This is a genomic window from Streptomyces anandii JCM 4720 (assembly GCF_014650655.1).
GTDB lineage: Bacteria > Actinomycetota > Actinomycetes > Streptomycetales > Streptomycetaceae > Streptomyces > Streptomyces anandii.
The window spans coordinates 319445-320554 of sequence record NZ_BMVJ01000008.1 but is presented as its reverse complement, the minus strand read 5'-3'; the positions used below and the strand labels follow the sequence as shown (position 1 = coordinate 320554).

Here is a 1110-nt window from a genome sequence, read left to right as displayed (position 1 = left end):
TACAAGCGGCGGCTGCTCGCCGACGGCACCGCCGCGGTCCGCGAGCTCGGGTACATGGAGGGCTCCTACCAGCGGCTGCGGGTCGTCGAGAACACCGCGGACACCCACAACGTCATCGTCTGCACGCTCTGCTCCTGCTACCCGCTGCGCCTGCTGGGCCCGTCCCCCAGCTGGTACAAGTCGGAGGCCTACCGGTCACGGGTCGTGCGCGAACCCCGCACCGTGCTCGCCGAGTTCGGCCTGGAGCTGCCGCCCGGCACCGAGATCACCGTGTGGGACTCCAGCGCGGAGACCCGCTACATGGTGCTGCCCAGGCGACCCGAGGGCACGGAGGGTCTGGGCGAGGAGGAACTGGCCGCGCTGGTGACCCGCAACGCGCTCATCGGGACGGCCGCGGTCTGACGGCGGCCGCCGGGGAGCCGCCCGCCGGGGCTTCGACGGCCCTCTGGCCACCGCCACCGCCACCGCCACCGCCACCGTCCGCCGGCCCTCCGCCGGCCCTCGGCCCCCCGTCGGTCCCCGGAGCCCCGGCAGCGCCCTGAGCCCCGCCGCCCGCCGTGGCTCCGGAGCCCGCCGGGGTGTCCGAGCCGGCCGTCGCCGCCGCCGTCACATCGCCGCCGGCGGCGGCCGCCGGACCCGCCTGCGCCTCGGCACCCGCCGGTGCCCGCGTCCCCGGCGCCCCGGCCGCGGAAGGAGCCCGCGTCCCCGTATCCGCGTCCGCCCCCGCCCCCGCTCCAGTCGCGGCGCCCCCCGCCGGCGAACCCGTGTCCGCGTCCCCCGGTACGTCCTCCACCGACGGCTCGCCCAGCGCGTCCAGCGCCGCCTGCGCCTGAGGCGCCCACAGCGGGGAGAAGTACGGGTTGGTCCGCAGCGCCTCCTCCAGATGACGCCGGGCCGCACCCGTCCGGTCCAGGCCCTGCTCGATCACCCCCCGGTGGAACGCGTACAGCGCGTCGCGCACCCCGCCGCCCTTCGTCGAGTCCATCGCGGCCGTGGCGAACTTCAGCGCCTCCTCGTCCTGCCCGGCCCGGTGCAGCGCCCACCCCAGCGCGTCGGCCACCGGAATCCCGGGCTGCCGCCGCCACTCCGCGCGCAGCCGCCGTACCGCCG

General features: G+C 77.7%; 2 protein-coding genes. One reads left to right on the top strand and one right to left on the bottom strand.

Annotated elements, in window-relative coordinates:
- On the top strand, positions 1–402 hold a 402-nt coding region (locus IE249_RS17350), incomplete at its 5' end, for a nitrile hydratase subunit alpha (protein ID WP_229858712.1).
- Here IE249_RS17350 and IE249_RS37595 read toward each other — a convergent pair.
- On the bottom strand, positions 380–1110 hold a 731-nt coding region (locus IE249_RS37595), incomplete at its 5' end, for a tetratricopeptide repeat protein (protein WP_373304404.1). The two genes, IE249_RS17350 and IE249_RS37595, sit on opposite strands and share 23 nt — an antisense overlap.